Below are 18,744 nucleotides of genomic sequence, written 5' to 3'. Positions count from 1 at the left end.
ACTACTATTTGGTTCGCCATCGATTACGCTTGCCTATAGGCGCCAGAGACAAGCGTTGAGGGCGCTTGGGTTGTTCGGCAGGTAATGGTGGCAACATCTGCTGCTCTTCATCAAACAGACGACCTTGCACACCGTTCACTCCGAGCATCTGTAGAGTTTGCCACTCTTGAACAGTCTCGACACCAACTGCAACCACTTCTGTTTGTGTACCACTACATACGCCAACCAAGCTGCGCACAAACAACTGATTCTCGTGCCGCTGATCGATTTTCTTTATCAAACTCCGATGAAGTTTAAGATAGTTGATTTTTAAGTCTTTAATATAGTGAGTACTGACGATAGTTCGCCCTGCTTGCCCTACAACAATCTTGCATCCCAATCCCGCCAGCATACGGATTATCGGGCGCATGTAGTCCAAATGTTTCACCAAATGGGCTTCTGAAAATTCAAAAGATAATGCAGAGCGAAGATAAAAAGGCATTTGCATCAATTCGTTACGAATCCAGCGAGCATACCGTTTATCGCTAAACGGGACAACGTGTAAGTTGATCGACAGCGGTTCAATTCGTGTAGATTGCTTGAGAAAATCGACGACTGAACTGAAGACCGCGCGATCCAACATGGCTTCATAACCTACGGTTTCTAAAGCAGAACTAAAGCGAGAGGCCTTGAGAATACCTTGCTGCGGATCCTGAATCCGCGCAAACAATTCATAATGGATAAATTCTCGCTCGCCCGTGACTGAAACCAAATAACAAGCCTGCCGATACAACAAGATCGTCTCTGAACGCAAAGTTTGTTCAAACAGAGTTCGCCAACGCACACTGCCACGATCTTCTTGCAACTGCTTAGGTTTCTGGAAACGGCTCCAAGCATTCACACTCTGCAGTTGTGCGCTTTTAAGTGCCGTCTCCATTTCATCAATAATTCGCCCACGCCGCTCACCTTCTTGATACATGGTGACGCCGATATGGAACCAGTTTTCTTGCAGCAAAGGTTCAGGCGGAACAATGCGTTCAATCAGTTTGACCGCTTGAGTTGCCACTTGAGCAACATCTTTACTGCCTTGATGGGGAATAAACAGCGCAAACACATCATCGTAATAACGAGAAAGAATCGCATCAGGATAACGTTGCACTATGTTAGAGAGGCATCCTCCCACTTCGACAATGAACTCATCCACGCTGCGTTTCGGGCTCTCTTCGCGAGCTGACTCAAGGTCATCCACACGCAGCATCATTACACCACCGTGTGCACCACTTTCTAACAGAGCGGATTCCAGTTTGCTGTCGAATAAAACTCGGTTGGCTGTGCCTGTTAGTTGATCTAAGAAGGTTTGGCTACGAATAAAGGTATCAAAGCGGCTCCGTTCTTGACGCGCATCCTGCAACTCTTCAATCAAGCGATCTAATGCTTCACTCGCGGTATAAGGCCATTCTCGTGGATCCCCTTTCGCATGCTGTTCCACTCGCCCGGCTAAGATCATCCGCCCACGTTCTTCAAGCAACTCAGAGCCCAATAGCTGTTCTTTCAGCCACTTAAGACCGCGCATTAAGAAAAAGATAATCAGCAACACCGCTAACGTGGTTGACCACATGGCTTGCAATGAATAGTTATAACTGAGATATGGAGGAACGGCTTTGAAATGCATGACATAGCCAGAATTACGCTTCAGTGGTAAAGCAACTTGATATAAACGTGCCGCTTCAATGGTATTGGCGGTGTCTTTAAAACGGTAAACCGTACCTGCATCAGAGGTGAGCTGCATTTCAATAATGCCGCCTGCTTGCAGCATTTTGGGCATCCAACGTTGCATGGAATACGCTGCATCAGGATCTTCCATCTCTTTATCAACGACTTCAACCACACCTTGTAGGTAGTGATTAAGGTATTCCTGACCAAGCCGCTGAAAAGATAAAGTACCACCGAGGAACAGAATAAACATGGCACTGATTACTGTCATAGTCACAAACGCAACTAGCCGAGTGCTCAGTTTTAACGTCGGTGTGTACCTCATTTGTGCCACGTTCCTTATGTGCGCCGCTATCGATTTTTAAGAGGCGAGAAGTTTACATTAAACAATTGAGATAACTATATAAAAAAGCCGCGGAATCCGCGGCTTTTTTCGTCAATAGCAGTTCTAAAACGGGATGTCGTCATCAAAATCCATCGGCGGCTCGTTGTACTGCGGTTGCGAGTACTGCTGAGGTGCCGATTGTTGCATCGGTTGATGCTGTTTCGCTGGTTGCTGAGGTTGTCCCCAACCACCTTGTTGTGGTGCATTCATGCCGCCTTGCTGAGCTGGCATTCCACCCTGTTGGGCACGACCACCTAGCATCTGCATGATGCCGTTGTAGCCTTGTACAACCACTTCAGTTGAGTAGCGATCTTGACCATTCTGATCTTGCCACTTACGAGTTTGCAGTTGGCCTTCAATGTAGACTTGAGAACCTTTACGCAGATACTCACCAGCAACTTCTGCCAGCTTTCCATACAGAGTCACGCGGTGCCATTCGGTTTTTTCCTTCTGCTCACCCGTGGTTTTGTCACGCCAAGTTTCGGAGGTCGCGATAGTGATATTCGCTACTGCGCCGCCGCTTGGCATATAACGCACTTCAGGATCTTGGCCTAAGTTACCAATCAAAATTACTTTGTTTACGCCACGGCTTGCCATGTTTTGCTCCGTAATCAAGTCATGTCTATCAATTTTAAGTAGTCCGCAAGGATAACACCGTTTTACCAAGCGAACCAATCGAAATCCCCAATTCTTGCAGCACGCTGAACGATTAGGTTGGCTATGTTTCTCTATTTTTAAGAGCACCTCACCGAAATAACCTGCTGATAAACCTATTTGTTACTTCGACTATTGAGATGCTCCGCAAACTACTTCTCTCTCATGGCGCGAAAGCGTATTTTTCGTCATATTAAGTGCATTATTTCATATCACCTAGGTATGTAATTCATCATGCAACGAACCAATTACGCACGCACCATTTATTTGCTGACAACTCAACCCAAAGCTTTACATCCCTCTATTCAGGCGGCGATCGAGCAACTGAATCTTCCCGTCCCTGTAATTGAACCGGAGCGTTTACTGCGCGAGTATCAATCCGATAAGCACAAAATTTTGCTGCTCGATCATGCAGAAAACAGCCAAATCCGCCAGCAACTTGGGCCACTCAAGCTCACTAGCCCCTATTTTGAAACCATTCTGTTTAATGTGGACAAACGGCTAAAAACTGAAGACCTACTCATCTTCGGTAACCTAAAAGGGCTATTTTATGCCAATGAAGATACTGGTTTTATTGCGCATGGACTCGGAGAGATCATCAATGGACAGAACTGGTTACCACGCCACGTGAGCAGCCAGTTATTACACTACTATCGTTACGCTTTCCAAACTCATCAAACTCAGGCAACGGTTGACCTCACTGCGCGTGAAATTCAAATTCTACGTTGCTTGCAGACCGGAGCTTCAAATATGCAAATTGCTGAGAGTTTGTTTATTAGTGAGTTCACGGTGAAATCCCATCTCTATCAGATATTTAAAAAATTGAATGTGAAAAATCGAGTCAAAGCGATTGCTTGGGTAAACCAAAATTTATTGTGAAAATACTCAACATAAAACTTGATGTTTTTTCTCCGATTTCCTGCCGAAAAATGTAGTAACAATGCGACTACACACACATTTTTTTTGCCGATAACACCAACGTAATGCAGTCACGAATAAGAAGTGGTAGAGTCGGCAAAAAATTTATCCCTAGCACACCATAGAGCAAAATTATGATTAAGAAGTGTCTATTTCCGGCAGCTGGCTACGGAACCCGATTCCTACCAGCAACTAAATCAATGCCTAAAGAGATGATGCCAGTTGTTAACAAGCCGCTGATCGAATACGGCGTTGATGAAGCGATTCAAGCAGGTATTACAGGTATGTGTATTGTGACAGGTCGTGGTAAACACTCGATCATGGATCACTTTGACATGAACTACGAGTTAGAGCACCAGATCCGCGGCACAAATAAAGAAGAGCTGTTGGGTGATATCCGTAAAATCATCGAAAGCGCCAACTTTACTTTTATTCGCCAACGCGAAATGAAAGGTTTGGGCCACGCGATTTTAACTGGCAAAGAGCTGGTAGGGGATGAGCCATTTGCCGTAGTTTTAGCTGACGACCTGTGCGTGAATGAAGAACAAGGCGTACTGGCACAGATGGTAGCACTGTACAAACAATTCCGTTGTTCTATCGTTGCAGTACAAGAAGTTCCAGAGAACGAAACCCACAAATACGGCGTGATTGCTGGCGAAATGATCAAAGATGATCTGTTCCGTGTTGATAACATGGTCGAAAAACCTGAACCAGGCACAGCACCAAGTAATCTCGCGATCATCGGCCGCTACATCCTGACTCCGGATATTTTCGATCTGATTGAGCAAACTGAACCAGGCAAAGGCGGTGAAATTCAAATCACCGACGCTCTGCTAAAACAAGCCAAAGCTGGTTGTGTGCTTGCTTACAAATTTAAAGGCAAGCGCTTTGACTGCGGTAGCGTAGAAGGCTATATCGAAGCAACCAACTTCTGTTACGAAAACATGTATAAGAAGAACGATCAGAAAGTCGAACTCGCCAAAAAGTCGACACATAAAGGTCAGTAATTCTTAGCTGATATCAGAGATGAGAAGCCAACCGACGAATGTAAAGGTTGGCTTTTTTGCTTTTAATAAGCCTGTTTTTTTATCCAGTATTTGCTTGCACTTTGTTCACGCTATGTAATACTTGCTGCACTTCGTTTAGCAAAGAGCAAACCAGATGGACAAAATCGAAGTACGCGGCGCTCGTACCCATAACCTCAAAAATATCAACCTGACCATTCCACGCGACAAGCTGATTGTCATCACTGGCCTTTCTGGCTCAGGAAAGTCATCACTGGCTTTTGATACGCTGTATGCAGAAGGCCAACGGCGTTATGTAGAATCCCTCTCCGCTTACGCTCGTCAATTTCTTTCTCTCATGGAAAAGCCTGATGTTGACCACATTGAGGGGTTATCACCCGCAATTTCGATTGAACAGAAGTCTACTTCCCATAACCCACGCTCAACCGTCGGCACGATAACGGAAGTCTACGACTATTTGCGTCTGCTCTATGCCCGGGTCGGTGAACCTCGCTGCCCTGAACACCAAGTTCCACTCAAAGCACAAACTGTAAGCCAAATGGTCGATAAGGTTTTGGAGTTACCCGAAGGCAGCAAAATGATGCTGCTGGCGACCATAGTGAAAGAGCGTAAAGGCGAACACGTTAAGACACTAGAGAACTTAGCGGCACAAGGATTTATTCGTGCGCGGATCGATGGTGAAACTTGTGATCTTACCGATCCACCGAAACTTGAACTGCACAAAAAACACACCATTGAAGTGATTGTCGATCGTTTTAAAGTGCGCAGTGATCTGCAACAGCGCTTAGCTGAATCCTTTGAAACTGCTCTAGAGCTTTCTGGTGGTATCGTGGTGGTTGCTCCAATGGAAGGCGAAGGTGAAGAACAGATTTTCTCTGCCAACTTTGCTTGCCCACATTGCGGTTACAGCATGCGTGAGCTTGAACCGCGCCTGTTTTCTTTCAATAACCCAGCGGGAGCTTGTCCTACCTGTGACGGCTTAGGTGTACAACAGTATTTCGACCCGGATCGCGTGATTCAAGATGCCAACTTAAGTTTGGCGCAAGGGGCAATTCGTGGCTGGGATCAGAAGAACTTTTATTATTTCCAGATGCTGACTGCGCTGGCCGAACACTACGACTTTGATGTACACACACCGTTCAATAAGCTGAGCAAGAAAATTCAGGAAATTATCCTGCACGGCTCTGGCCGTACCGAAATTGAATTTAAGTACATCAATGATCGCGGTGATATCCGCCTCAAAAAGCACCCTTTTGAGGGCATATTGCATAATCTGGAGCGCCGCTATCGCGATACTGAATCCAACTCGGTGCGCGAAGAACTGGCGAAATACATCTCCAACAAGCCTTGCAGTAGTTGTGATGGTACACGCCTCAAAATTGAAGCGCGTAATGTATTTATCAATGATACTGCACTGCCAACCATTGTTGAGCTGAGCATTGCGGATGCGCTGACATTCTTCCAAGAACTCAAACTGGAAGGTCAACGAGCACAAATTGCTGAAAAGGTGATGAAAGAGATCAATGATCGCCTGCAATTTTTGGTCAATGTGGGACTGAACTATTTAAACTTATCACGCAGTGCCGAGACGCTATCCGGTGGTGAAGCACAGCGTATTCGTTTGGCAAGCCAGATCGGCGCGGGGTTAGTCGGTGTCATGTATGTACTCGATGAGCCATCTATTGGTCTCCACCAACGAGACAACGAACGCTTGCTTCAAACACTTACTCACCTACGTAATCTGGGTAATACCGTTTGGTGGTGGAGCATGATGAAGATGCGATTCGCATGGCGGATCATGTGATCGACATTGGCCCCGGCGCAGGGGTACACGGTGGTATGGTAGTAGCAGAAGGCAATGTGGATGAAATCATTGCTAACCCGAACTCATTAACAGGCCAGTATCTCAGTGGTGTTAAAAAAATTGCCGTACCAACTGAGCGAACCCCACGCGATGCGAGTAAAACCGTTGAACTAAAAGGCGCAGTTGGCAATAACTTAAAAAATGTTGATTTATCGATCCCTGTTGGTCTTTTTACCTGTGTAACGGGAGTTTCTGGTTCAGGGAAATCAACGCTGATCAACGACACTTTCTTTAAGATCGCGCATACCGCTCTCAATGGTGCAACTACAGCTACACCAGCACCTTATCGCTCAATTAAAGGCTTGGAACACTTTGATAAAGTGATCGATATAGATCAAAGTCCTATCGGTCGCACCCCGCGTTCTAACCCAGCAACTTACACGGGTATCTTTACACCTATCCGTGAACTGTTTGCGGGAACACAAGAATCACGCTCTCGTGGTTATCAACCGGGTCGCTTCAGCTTTAACGTGCGCGGCGGTCGCTGCGAAGCATGTCAGGGCGATGGCGTGATCAAGGTCGAGATGCATTTCTTACCTGATGTGTATGTTCCGTGTGATGTCTGTAAGGGCAAACGCTATAACCGAGAAACACTTGAAGTACGCTACAAAGGCCGCACTATTGATGAAGTGCTTGAGATGACAGTTGAAGATGCACGTGAGTTTTTTGATCCTGTACCCGTTATCGCTCGTAAGTTGCAAACATTAATGGATGTAGGCCTCTCGTATATTCGTCTCGGGCAATCTGCTACCACTCTCTCAGGAGGGGAAGCACAGCGGGTTAAATTGGCACGCGAACTTTCCAAACGTGATACTGGCAAAACTTTGTATATTTTGGATGAACCTACTACTGGCCTACATTTCCACGATATTCAGCAACTCCTGAGCGTACTGCACCGCTTACGCGATCATGGCAATACGGTGGTAGTGATTGAGCATAACTTGGATGTAATTAAAACTGCGGACTGGATCGTTGATTTAGGCCCAGAAGGAGGCCAAGGCGGTGGTCTCATTATTGCAGAAGGAACACCGGAAGATGTGTCTCAGGTCGAAGCTTCACATACTGCACGCTTCCTCAAGCCTTTGTTGAATTAGAAAAAAAGGCTAAAGTAACGAAACCAGCGAATTCTGCGCTGGTTTCTTTTTTAAGGTGAACTGCATGGCAACTTTGCTGTTAAGTGGAACCCGGTTAGAACCGCACACACCTAGCCTTCCACTCAATAAACCATTTCTTTTTTCATTGGCAGTTTTGTATCTACTCGCCATGCATTTCTTCATGCCCAATCCCGGCGGTGCAGGGCTTGCACTCTCTTTTAATAACACGACTTGGATTGCCCTGAGCATTACTCTTGCCATCGGTTTGTACCAATTGGCCAATAATCAAGTTCTGCGTTATTCCAAATTGACTATAGGGTTGTGGATCAGTTGTGTGCTTCTAACACTCCCCATCACTTACTCAAATGCCGATTGGCCGAATGCTCTCAGCCGTCTTGTTGGTCTATGGGCTGGATTTACCTTATTTGTCGTGTTGCAACAATTCCGGTTTAGTAACAAACATAAACAGCGTTTGCTGTGGTTTATTCTGCTGGCCACAGTGATTGAGGCCATCATTGGTCTTATCCAATATTTTTGGTTAGATCCGGGGAATCCGTTTGGTTACGACACAAAAACCAATCGGCCCTATGGTATTTTTCAACAACCTAACGTAATGGCAAGTTTCCTCGCCACAGGCTTAGTGATTTCCGGCTATTTGTTAGCAAGACAACCTGAAAAATATGACTCGCCACTAAGCAAAATCGGCGTACTCTACTTAACACCGCTACTTACGGCTCCTCTTTTGGTGGTGTTAGCATCGCGTACCGGATGGATTGCCAGCGTATTGAGCATTGCTTTGGTTAGTCCTTATCTCTATCGATTCGCATCACGTCAGCGCTTTACTCTCTGGCTTTTGGCTATTGTACTCGGTATCAGTGCCGGATTTGCAGCCATGTACAGTCTGGGAATATCTGGTTTTGTGGAAAACAAAACTGATCTAGAAAGCCCACGCCGCTTCACATTCCCACAAACGATTGACATGGTTATCGAAAAGCCATTTACCGGATACGGTTATGGTCAGTTTGAAGCGCAATATCTGCTCTACACGGCACGTCAGCACCAATTAAACAGCAGCTACCCTCCCGGATTAGCCTCCATGGATCATCCGCATAACGAGCTTTTGTATTGGGGAGTAGAAGGAGGCTTACTGCCAGTGCTGGGGATATTACTCGCCGCTTGTTTTTGTGCACTGCGCATTTATGGGGCTAAACGAGGTACTCGCTTGGCTATGTTAGCTCTGTTCGTGCCAATCGCTTTACACGCTCAATTAGAGTATCCGTTTTATCATTCCGCCATTCACTGGATCACTTTCATTATTCTGATCTACTGGGTTGATCAGCGGGTTGCGCGTTATCGCATTGCACATTTCTCAGCGCTAAGTAAATCTTTGCTGCGTGTTACTAGTTTGGTATTACCGATAATGACAAGCCTATATATGGTCACTGCGTTACATACCAACTATGTACTAACTCAATTTGAGAAGTCTCAACCACGCGATCCTGAGCTACTTAAACAAGTTACGAATCCATTGGTTTGGCAAGACCGATTTGATTGGGATATCTATAGCACCTATCTGCAAGTTGGGTTGTATGAGCAAAAAGCAGAACTGATTCAGCCTTATGTGGACTGGTCATTACAAGTCATTCAACACAAACCGCGCCCGGCATTCTATACCAATCTGATTTTGGCCTATCAAGGCCTAGGTGATGCCAGTCGTGCTCAGCAAATCCGCAGTGAAGCCGAGTTTCTGTTCCCCAATCAAGATTTCAGCGCTGTCCAATATCAGCCACCATCAACGACAACTAGCACTGCATCAGGTTCAGCAGCTCAATCAGAAACCGCGCCATAGCCTACTGCAGGATCAAATAAGGGTGGCTTAAGCCACCCTTTTCTATTTCGCACCGCTTTTCATTAACGCAGTGATTCTTCCAGTGCGCGCAAACATAACGCAATATTTTCAGAACGCGCACCATACCCCATTACGCCAATCCGCCACGCTTTCCCTGCTAATGCGCCCAACCCGGCACCAATTTCCAAATTGTATTCATTGAGCAGATGGCTTCTCACTTTCGCTTCATCAATCCCTTCTGGGACATAAATCGCATTCAACTGCGGTAGGCGATAAGACTCTTCCACCACAAACTTAAAGCCCAGTTGCTCTAAACCTTGTTTGAGCTTGTTGTGCATGACACGATGGCGCTGCCATGCTTGCTCTAACCCTTCCTGCTGTAAAATCAGCAGAGCTTCGTGCAAAGCATACAAACTATTAACGGGTGCTGTGTGGTGATAACTACGCTTACCCGCCCCACTCCAATAACCCAACACCAAGCTTTGATCCAAGAACCAGCTTTGAATCGGCGTTTTACGTGATTGAATCTTCTCAATGGCACGAGGTGAGAATGTCAAAGGAGCCAAACCCGGCACACAAGAGAGACATTTTTGGCTACCAGAATACACCGCATCAAGCTGCCACTCATCCACCAACAGTGGAACACCACCTAAAGACGTTACGGCATCAACAATCGTCAGCATGCCATGTTGCTTAGCGAGAGCACCCAAAGCTTGCGCGTCACTTAACGCTCCCGTTGAGGTTTCCGCTTGTACAAACGCAAGAATTTTCGCATCCGGATGTTCGCTTATCGTGGCTCGCACTTTTTCAACGCTGACAGGGCAGCCCCATTCATCATCAACGACCACGACCTCTGCACCACAACGCACAGCGTTATCTCGCATCCGCTCACCAAACACCCCATTGCGGCACACAATCACTTTATCGCCGGGTTCTACGAGGTTAACAAAGCATGCTTCCATACCCGCACTGCCCGGGGCAGATACTGCAATGGTGAACTCATTTTCAGTTTGGAAAGCATATTTCAACAGCTGTTTTAGCTCATCCATCATGCCGATAAAGAGAGGATCAAGATGACCGACTGTGGGGCGACTTAGCGCTTGTAACACTTGTGGAGAAATATCAGAAGGTCCAGGCCCCATCAAGATCCGATGAGGAGGAATAAAACTACGAATTGTCATGACGACTCCTTGTTGTGGCGACCAGAGCCATCAGAGTAATGCAATTAAGTTGCAGCAACAATTCGACCTATGTCCAGAGTGTTAACCGTTGTCACACTAATGTCATTTTTATTTGCACTTTTGGAACATTTTGTCGTTGACAAGATTTCGCCAACACCGTTCAATGTGTGAGCTATCTAGCAGAAGAGGAGCACTGCCCAGGCAGATGTTTTGTGGAGCCTCAACTCCAAAACAAAACATTCAGGGGGAGTAGTGCCGAGGTGAATTAAAGTTGCGGCTTTGGTTTATCGGTTGAATGGGCTGAATCCCTTCAACTGTCATCAGCTCAAATCTGATGAAGAGCTTCTGAGGGAAATCTTTCTATAGTCACTCCTCTAATTTGCTCTATTAAAAAACACTCTCTTCACAACATTGGACGTTGGGTTACCAACAACTCGTTTTTCAGGAAGTCTGGGAGAATTGCCGTGAGCACATTTAACGTCGCCAAATTTGGTGGTACTAGTGTCGCCAACTTTGAAGCCATGAGCCGCTGTTCGGCCATCATAGAAAACAATCCACAAACACGCTTAGTCGTAAGCAGTGCATGCTCTGGCGTGACCAATTTATTGGTCGAACTGGCCAATGGCGTAGCTTCTAGTGAACGCCGCCAAGCCATTTTGCAACAACTGGCTGATATCCACTATGTGATTATCGACCAACTCGCGGATCCAACCCGAGTCGAGAAAGAAGTCAAAGCCGTATTGGACTCTGTGGCCAGTGCGGCGGAAGCGGCTTCATTTCAATCTAGTAAAAAACTGACCGACCACTTAGTGGCGTGCGGTGAGCTGATTTCTACTTATATCTTGGCTCAACTGATGCGTGAGCGTGGCGTCGATGCAGTACGGTTCGACATTCGTGAAGTGCTACGCACGGATGACCACTACGGTCGTGCTGAACCACAACTGGAAGAGATTGCTCAATTAGCCAAAGATAAGTTGATTCCACTGTGTGAACAATACGTCGTGGTTACTCAAGGCTTTATCGGCTCTGATGCCCAAGGCAATACAACTACCTTAGGTCGCGGCGGCAGTGATTATTCAGCCGCTTTGATTGCAGAAGCAGTGCAAGCCTGTGGTTTGGAGATTTGGACAGACGTACCGGGAATCTACAGTACCGATCCACGCATTGCTCCGAAAGCAGCTCCGATCCCAGAGATCAGCTTTAGTGAAGCATCAGAAATGGCCAATTTTGGTGCCAAGATTCTGCATCCATCCACCTTACTTCCAGCCGTGCGTCACGGCATTCCGGTGTTTGTTGGTTCTTCAAAAGAACCGGAAAAAGGCGGCACTTGGATTCGCAAACAAGTAGAAAGTGCTCCGCTTTACCGTGCACTCGCACTACGTTGTAATCAAACTATGGTGACACTACGTAGCGCGCAGATGTTCCACGCTTACGGCTTCCTCGCTAAAGTGTTTGAAATTCTCGCCAAGCATAAGATTTCGGTCGATCTGATCACCACATCAGAGATCAGCGTATCGCTGACACTGGATAAAACCGATACCTCCGGTGGTGCTCCTGAACTGCCAGAAGCGGTGCGCGCCGAGTTGGAAGAGCTGTGCACGGTAGAAGTGGAATACAACCTGTGCTTGATTGCCTTGATTGGTAACAAGATGAAAGAAAGCCGCGGCTACGCAAAACAAGTGTTCGGCGTGCTGGAAGATTACAATCTACGCATGATCTGTTATGGCGCGAGCGCACATAACCTCTGCTTCTTGCTGCATGAATCTGTCTCTAAGCAAGCAGTCCAGAAGCTGCATAAAGAGCTGTTTGAGCAAGAATAAAACTCAACTCGCCAAGAGATAAAAACTAAGAGGCCACATAATGTGGCCTCTTGTTATTGTGGATTACTGTTTTACTGATTAAGCATCGAGGTTAGGCGCCAGCCATTTTTCGGCTTCTTCCAAACTCCAGCTTTTACGCTCAGCATAGCTGTGCAGCTGATCTTGCTGAATCTGCGCTACCGCAAAATAGCGAGAATCAGGATGCGAGAAATACCAACCGGATACCGAAGCGCCCGGCCACATCGCATAGCTCGTCGTCAGTGACATGCCTATGCTCTCTTCGACATTCAGCATTTGCCACAAGGTCGCTTTTTCGGTGTGCTCTGGACAGGCAGGATAACCCGGCGCCGGTCGAATCCCCTGATAACGCTCTCGGATCAACTCATCATTTGAGAGATTTTCATCGATCGCATAACCCCAGATCTCTTTACGCACTTTTTCATGCAGATATTCCGCAAAAGCTTCGGCCAAACGATCGGCCACCGCTTGGATCATGATCGCATTGTAATCATCGCCCTGAGCTTTATAAGCATCAGCCAACGCTCGCTCACCAATGCCACCAGTTACCGCAAACGCGCCAATCCAATCGCGCTTACCGCTCTCTTTCGGAGCGACATAATCCGACAAACAGTAGTTGGCTCCTTTCGGCTTTTCGGTCTGCTGACGCAAGTTGTACAGCACATGCGCTACTTGCGTACGTGATTCGTCGCTGTACACCTCAATGTCATCACCAACGCTCGCAGCTGGGAAGAGCGCACACATGCCACTGGCTTTCAGCAACCCTTCTCGTTCCACTTTATCAAGCAAGGCATTGGCATCATGAAATAGACGTTTGGCTTCTTCACCGACCTCTTCATGTTCCAAAATTGCAGGGTATTTACCCATGAGCGACCAAGTCATAAAGAAAGGCGTCCAGTCGATATAAGGACGCAGAGTTGCTAACGCTATGTTTTCAAATACATGCACGCCCGGTTTAGCCGGAACAGGTGGCGTATAACTCGCCCAATCGATTGCGGCTTTATTGGCTCGTGCCTGCTCTAAGGTCACAGGGCGAGATTTGGGGGTTTTACGCGCATGCTGATCGCGCGTGCGCTCGTAATCGAGATCCAAACGTTCGATAAATCCGGAACGCAACTCATCAGACAGTAATGAAGTACACACCCCCACCGCGCGCGACGCGTTATTCACGTACACCACAGGCGCATGATAATTCTGTTCGATCTTCACCGCAGTATGCGCTTTTGAAGTCGTCGCACCACCAATCAAGAGTGGAAGCTCAAAACCTTGTCGCTCCATCTCTTTGGCAACATGCACCATTTCATCTAAAGATGGAGTAATGAGGCCCGATAGACCGATGATGTCCACTTTTTCCTCACGAGCGACTTTGAGGATCTGCTCACAAGGCACCATCACGCCAAGATCAATGATCTCGAAGTTATTACACTGCAGCACGACGCCAACAATGTTCTTGCCGATATCGTGCACATCCCCTTTCACGGTCGCCAGCAAAATTTTGCCATTGGAGGTGCTACCACTTTTTTGGGCGTTAATGAAAGGTTCGAGATAAGCCACCGCTTGTTTCATTACGCGCGCTGATTTCACTACTTGAGGCAGGAACATTTTCCCTTCACCGAACAAGTCGCCGACTACGTTCATGCCATCCATCAACGGCCCTTCAATCACTTCAAGCGGTTTACTGGCTTGCTGGCGCGCCTCTTCGGTATCTTGCACAATAAATTCGGTGATGCCTTTGACTAAGGCATGCTCTAGGCGCTTAGCCACAGGCCATGTACGCCACTCTAACGCAGAAGCATCCTCTTCTTTACCTACACTGTTTTCACGATACGCTTCGGCGATCTCAAGCAGTCTTTCCGTGCCATCGTTACGTCGATTGAGGATTACATCTTCCACTGCCTCGCGCAATTTCAGCGGAACGTTATCGTAGATTTCAAGCTGTCCGGCGTTGACAATCCCCATGTCCATGCCGTGTTTAAAACAGTGATAGAGGAACACGGCGTGGATTGCTTCACGCACATAGTTATTGCCACGGAAAGAGAAAGAAACGTTAGACACACCGCCAGAAATCATCGCATGCGGCAGCTCACGCTTAATGTCCGCAACCGCATTAATGAAGTCCAGTGCGTAGTTATTGTGCTCATCAATCCCTGTCGCAACGGCAAAGATGTTAGGGTCGAAAATAATATCTTCCGGTGGGAAACCCACCTCATCAACCAGAATGTGGTAAGCCCGACTACAGATCTCCAATTTGCGCTCACGAGTATCCGCTTGGCCAACTTCGTCAAACGCCATCACAATCACGGCGGCACCGTAGCGGCGCACCAATTTGGCTTGGGCAATAAACTTCTCTTTGCCTTCTTTAAGAGAAATAGAGTTGACGATGCCTTTACCCTGAATGCATTTCAAACCCGCTTCAATGACTTCCCATTTCGAGGAGTCGACCATCACGGGAACTTTGGAGATTTCTGGTTCAGAGGCGCATAGATTAAGGAAGCGCACCATGCAGGCTTCCGCATCCAGCATGCCTTCATCCATATTGATGTCGATGATCTGCGCGCCATTTTCTACCTGCTCACGCGCGACATCCAAAGCTTCATCGTATTGCTCTTCTTTAATTAAACGCTTAAAACGCGCCGAACCGGTGACGTTAGTTCGTTCGCCCACGTTAACAAACAGTGTTTCAGGGCCAATATTCAGCGGCTCTAAACCCGAAAGGCGACATTCCACTTTCAGCTCAGGCAAAGCCCTTGGTTTCACCCCTTCTACCGCTTTGGCCATTGCTGCGATATGCTCAGGTGTCGTACCACAGCAGCCACCGACTAAGTTAAGAAAGCCTGCTTGCGCCCATTCGGCAATATGCTCTGCCATATCCTCGGCAGAGAGATCGTATTCGCCAAACGCATTGGGTAATCCCGCATTTGGGTGTGCGGAAACATAGCATTCCGAAATCCGAGAAAGCTCTTCAACGTACTGGCGCAACTCATCTGGGCCTAATGCGCAGTTCAAGCCAAACGAAATCGGCCGAACATGACGCAATGCGTTGTAGAAAGCTTCCGTCGTCTGTCCAGACAACGTACGCCCAGACGCATCGGTAATCGTACCGGAAATCATCACAGGTAAGCTGATGCCTAATTCTTCAAACACACTATCGACCGCAAACGCACACGCTTTGGCATTGAGTGTATCGAAAATAGTTTCAATCAAGATCAGATCACTGCCACCCTTGATCAAAGCGCGGGTAGACTCCGAATACGCCTGAACAAGTTGATCAAATGTGACATTACGGAAGCCCGGATCATTCACATCAGGAGAGATCGAACACGTGCGATTGGTTGGTCCTAGCACGCCGGCAACATAACGAGGTCGGCTAGGATCTTTTGTTGTCCACTCATCGGCGACTTCACGCGCTAGTTTAGCAGCGGCAAAGTTAATCTCATCACTGAGCAATTGCATGTCATAGTCAGCCATTGCAATCGTGGTTGAGTTAAACGTGTTGGTTTCGAGAATATCCGCCCCTGCTTCCAGATAAGCCGAGTGAATATCTTTAATGATTTGTGGCTGAGTAAGTACTAAGAGGTCGTTATTTCCTTTTAGATCACAGTGCCAATCCGCGAATCGTGCACCACGATAGTCTTCCTCTTGTAACTTATAACTCTGAATCATAGTACCCATACCACCATCAATCAGTAGGATACGCTGTTTCAATTGTTGCTCGAGTTGCTGTCTTACTTCTATTCCCACAATACCGCCTCATTCCTTTTGCTGTTGCCACATCCTATCACACAAATTTCAGAAATCTAGACGTCTAAAAATCAAGCCTAATAATTAGACGATCTGAGTGTGTGAGCAAAACCTCGCGTGATAAAAAAGTATTTGCTATTTATTCGACAGAGAAAGACAATTTCGTTCACAAATTGTTACACACACTGAGAAGAGAATGTCCGTCTACTACACTTTGTGCTTCCTCTCTGCGGCAGCCATGTTGATCGCATTTTTAAACAGCAAGATCAGCAAAATGCAGACTACTATAGCCATCACTGCGGGCTCTATGATGTTGTCCCTACTGATCCTAATTGCTGGTCAGAATGACTGGTTTCATCTCACTCAAATCGCCACAGAGACTGTCACCAGCATAAACTTTGAAAATTTTCTGCTCAAAGGCATCTTGGGATTCCTACTTTTTGCAGGTGGCCTAGGTATCAAACTCCCCAATCTAAAAGATCAAAAATGGGAAATTACGGTATTAGCACTCGGTGCTACTCTGTTTTCCACCTTCTTTATCGGTTTTGCACTGTACGGTTTCTGTCAGATCATCGGCATCCAATTCGATCTCGTATACTGCTTGTTATTTGGTGCTCTCATATCACCAACCGACCCAATTGCTGTGCTTGCAATTGTCAAAAAGCTGAAAGCACCGAAACGCATTTCAACTCAAATCGAAGGGGAGTCTCTCTTCAACGATGGTTTTGGCCTCGTCATCTTTGTGACTATTTTTACTATTGCATTTGGTCACGAAACACCAACCATTGGTAGTGTGACCCTGCTCTTCATCCAAGAAGCCATTGGTGGCATCGTATATGGCTTCTTATTAGGATTAGTTTTCCATTACCTAATTTCAGCAACCGATGATCACTCGATGGAACTATTACTCACCATCGGTATTCCAACAGCGGGTTATGCGTTTGCCGATGTTATTCATGTTTCAGGTCCACTAGCGATGGTGGTATCAGGCATCATGATTGGTAACTGGACTCGCTTTATTGGTTTCTCAAAAGAGAGTGAAGAGCATTTAGATCACTTCTGGGAATTAGTCGATGAATTCCTAAACGGCGTTCTATTCCTGTTGATTGGTATGTCGATGCTGCTGTTTGAATTCCATCAAGAAGACTGGATCTTAATGGCATTTGCCATCCCATTAGTTCTATGTGGCCGTTATTTGAGTGTGTTTGTCTCTTACATTGGATTTAAACGCTACCGTACCTACAATCCTTGGTCGATTCGCATCTTAACTTGGGGTGGGTTACGTGGGGGCTTAGCCTTAGCGATGGCACTTTCAATACCTACTGGAATCATGGTCATCCCAGAGAAACTGATTGATGTAAAAGAACTGATTCTCGTAATGACCTACGCTGTGGTTGTATTCTCGATTCTGGTTCAAGGGTCAACAATTACCCCTATGATTGAGAAAGCAAAGAAGACTGAAAAAGCAATGCAAGCAGAGCTCAATACAGAGGGTACTCAACCGCTCACTCAACAAGAACACAACAGCTAGTCATTTATCACACCTTCGATAGAAAAGCCGCAGCAGTATAGCTGCGGCTTTTTATTGTCATCACTAAACCACCTCTATCGCAGTGGTGAATATTTTTATAAATACGCTCAGATAGTTATGTTTGTCTACGTTATATGTAGCGATACTACGGCAATTCCTCTCCTGCCTAGCAATCACTTTAAAACGTTGACAGAGAACACCCCCTGTCAAAATAGAGAATTAACCATGTTGTTGATGAAGCAGCTCCAATCTTCAGACTTTTCAGATCGTATCTGCTTTTTATTTATCTTAGTCCAGTTAGGCGGAACAACTTCGTTCGATAGTAAAGTGCATTCCCCTAGCTATAGGGATACCATGTTTTAAGCACTAAATTGATGATGTCCTTACACGCCGATGTCCAACGCATCGGCTTTTTCTTATCTTAACTCTTCCCCCCAAACCGTGATAACTCGAGGTAAACAGCACTAAACGTATTCCTCTGCACGCAAGTAACCGCTAAGCGGTCATTTGAATGTTATTAGACATTGGAATGGAATAAAGTGCAGCAGCGTTGATACTGGGATGCGGGAGTACAAAAAAGAAAGAGAAAGCAGGAAATCAGAGAAGGCGGAAGGGAAAGCTCGACGAGGGGCACGAGTATCGGTAGTGATAGTGTTTTTTCTCCCCAAAAAGCAAAAAACCCAGTCGTAAGACTGGGTTTCTCAAATAAGTGGCGGAGCGGACGGGACTCGAACCCGCGACCCCCGGCGTGACAGGCCGGTATTCTAACCAACTGAACTACCGCTCCGCATTGGTTAGCGCTTGGTGCTAAATTAAAGCCTGGCGATGTTCTACTCTCACATGGGGAGACCCCACACTACCATCGACGCTGTTTCGTTTCACTTCTGAGTTCGGGATGGAGTCAGGTGGGTCCAAAACGCTATGGTCGCCAAGCAAATTCTTAAAATTCGGAAAGCTGTTTTCATTCTCACA

Annotated in this window: 9 protein-coding genes, 1 tRNA gene, 1 rRNA gene, 1 pseudogene and 1 riboswitch; of the genes and pseudogenes, 6 read left to right on the top strand and 6 right to left on the bottom strand. The window is 46.6% G+C overall.

Translation table 11 applies throughout. The annotated features are described in order from the left end of the window. Window positions 1-4: 4 nt before the first annotated feature. Window positions 5-2,017 carry an RNase E specificity factor CsrD gene (gene csrD, locus D908_RS16080; RefSeq protein ID WP_005522683.1) on the bottom strand — a complete coding sequence of 671 codons (2,013 nt, stop codon included), beginning with the start codon at window positions 2,015-2,017 and terminating at the stop codon, window positions 5-7. Window positions 2,018-2,140: 123 nt separating this feature from the next. Further along, window positions 2,141-2,674 carry a single-stranded DNA-binding protein gene (locus D908_RS16085; protein ID WP_000168291.1) on the bottom strand — a complete coding sequence of 178 codons (534 nt, stop codon included), beginning with the start codon at window positions 2,672-2,674 and terminating at the stop codon, window positions 2,141-2,143. A 291-nt stretch (window positions 2,675-2,965) separates the two neighbouring features. Here D908_RS16085 and D908_RS16090 point away from each other — a divergent pair, with 291 nt between their 5' ends. From D908_RS16090 to D908_RS16100, 4 genes and pseudogenes are all read left to right on the top strand, one after another. Further along, a complete protein-coding gene (locus tag D908_RS16090; RefSeq protein ID WP_005522682.1) occupies window positions 2,966-3,610 on the top strand; it encodes a LuxR C-terminal-related transcriptional regulator in 645 nt (214 codons plus the stop codon). Between the two features lie 173 nt (window positions 3,611-3,783). Beyond that, window positions 3,784-4,656: a UTP--glucose-1-phosphate uridylyltransferase GalU gene (gene galU, locus D908_RS16095; protein WP_001920788.1), complete on the top strand. Its 873-nt coding sequence runs from the start codon at window positions 3,784-3,786 to the stop codon at window positions 4,654-4,656. Window positions 4,657-4,810: 154 nt separating this feature from the next. Further along, window positions 4,811-7,632 (top strand): annotated as a pseudogene (gene uvrA / locus D908_RS0118900) (excinuclease ABC subunit UvrA). 64 nt (window positions 7,633-7,696) lie between these two features. Continuing rightward, window positions 7,697-9,481, top strand: coding sequence for a PglL family O-oligosaccharyltransferase (locus tag D908_RS16100; protein ID WP_005522680.1), 1,785 nt, complete (start codon window positions 7,697-7,699; stop codon window positions 9,479-9,481). A gap of 62 nt (window positions 9,482-9,543) precedes the next feature. Here the strand turns inward: D908_RS16100 and D908_RS16105 are convergent, their stop codons facing one another. Beyond that, entirely contained in the window at window positions 9,544-10,662 is a 1,119-nt protein-coding gene (locus D908_RS16105) for a pyridoxal-phosphate-dependent aminotransferase family protein (protein ID WP_005522678.1), read from the bottom strand. Between the two features lie 175 nt (window positions 10,663-10,837). Next, a riboswitch (Lysine riboswitch) is annotated at window positions 10,838-11,015 on the top strand. A 111-nt stretch (window positions 11,016-11,126) separates the two neighbouring features. On the opposite strand from D908_RS16105, the gene lysC reads away from it, so the two are divergent. Continuing rightward, window positions 11,127-12,482: a lysine-sensitive aspartokinase 3 gene (lysC, locus tag D908_RS16110; protein WP_000102992.1), complete on the top strand. Its 1,356-nt coding sequence runs from the start codon at window positions 11,127-11,129 to the stop codon at window positions 12,480-12,482. A gap of 78 nt (window positions 12,483-12,560) precedes the next feature. On the opposite strand, the gene metH is transcribed toward lysC, so the two are convergent. Beyond that, complete coding sequence (gene metH, locus D908_RS16115) at window positions 12,561-16,241, bottom strand: methionine synthase (RefSeq protein ID WP_005522675.1); 3,681 nt, start codon at window positions 16,239-16,241, stop codon at window positions 12,561-12,563. Between the two features lie 196 nt (window positions 16,242-16,437). On the opposite strand from metH, the gene D908_RS16120 reads away from it, so the two are divergent. After that, window positions 16,438-17,772, top strand: coding sequence for a cation:proton antiporter (locus tag D908_RS16120; RefSeq protein WP_000118239.1), 1,335 nt, complete (start codon window positions 16,438-16,440; stop codon window positions 17,770-17,772). 710 nt (window positions 17,773-18,482) lie between these two features. On the opposite strand, the gene D908_RS16125 is transcribed toward D908_RS16120, so the two are convergent. Beyond that, window positions 18,483-18,559, bottom strand: a tRNA-Asp gene (locus D908_RS16125). Window positions 18,560-18,589: 30 nt separating this feature from the next. Further along, window positions 18,590-18,705: ribosomal RNA gene (rrf, locus tag D908_RS16130) — 5S ribosomal RNA — on the bottom strand. Between the last annotated feature and the right edge of the window lie 39 nt (window positions 18,706-18,744).

Origin of the sequence: Vibrio mimicus CAIM 602 (assembly GCF_000338875.1) — a bacterium.
Taxonomy (GTDB): domain Bacteria; phylum Pseudomonadota; class Gammaproteobacteria; order Enterobacterales; family Vibrionaceae; genus Vibrio; species Vibrio mimicus.
Note: the sequence above shows the minus strand (reverse complement) of the source record. Positions and strands in the feature narration are given on the sequence as shown.

Coding starts and splice junctions, on each gene's coding strand:
- csrD (WP_005522683.1), bottom strand. CDS start 2,017: ATGAGGTACACACCGACGTTAAAACTGAGCACTCGGCTAGTTGCGTTT.
- D908_RS16085 (WP_000168291.1), bottom strand. CDS start 2,674: ATGGCAAGCCGTGGCGTAAACAAAGTAATTTTGATTGGTAACTTAGGC.
- D908_RS16090 (WP_005522682.1), top strand. CDS start 2,966: ATGCAACGAACCAATTACGCACGCACCATTTATTTGCTGACAACTCAA.
- galU (WP_001920788.1), top strand. CDS start 3,784: ATGATTAAGAAGTGTCTATTTCCGGCAGCTGGCTACGGAACCCGATTC.
- D908_RS16100 (WP_005522680.1), top strand. CDS start 7,697: ATGGCAACTTTGCTGTTAAGTGGAACCCGGTTAGAACCGCACACACCT.
- D908_RS16105 (WP_005522678.1), bottom strand. CDS start 10,662: ATGACAATTCGTAGTTTTATTCCTCCTCATCGGATCTTGATGGGGCCT.
- D908_RS16120 (WP_000118239.1), top strand. CDS start 16,438: ATGTCCGTCTACTACACTTTGTGCTTCCTCTCTGCGGCAGCCATGTTG.